Source organism: Paenibacillus terrae (genome assembly GCF_005217525.1).
Classification (GTDB): Bacteria; Bacillota; Bacilli; order Paenibacillales; family Paenibacillaceae; genus Paenibacillus; species Paenibacillus terrae_C.
Genome location: NZ_PNXQ01000004.1, coordinates 60,440 through 60,784 on the forward strand (window position 1 = coordinate 60,440; position 345 = coordinate 60,784).

At 44.1% G+C, this 345-nt stretch carries 1 pseudogene; it reads right to left on the reverse strand.

What is annotated here, in order from left to right:
* Positions 1 to 345 (reverse strand): annotated as a pseudogene (locus C1I60_RS03350) (DNA-binding protein); the annotation flags it as partial.

A 345-nucleotide genomic window follows, 5' to 3' on the forward strand; every position in this document is an offset into this window, starting at 1 on the left:
GATCGATTCCTTTTCTCTGCCTTCTGCGTGTAATTCTTCTGCAAGCTCAAATATGGTCGGCACATAGGACAAATCCTCTGTCAGCCTCAACAATACCTTTTGGATGAAGTCCTGTCTTCCTAACTCTACATATCGCAATAAGAAAGGCTTAATCCGTTTCCAATGTCCTTTTCCTTCGTAAAAGCATTCATCTATGTACAACTCATATAGCTAACCGTCAGGATATCCCAACGCCTTGGTAATCAGGTCCATCTGCCAAACGGAGATCGGCTTGGGTGGGTTGCTGTTCAGCATGGCGCTGAATGTGCCTCGGTTAATACCGGAGATTTTACTAAAACTGCTAAA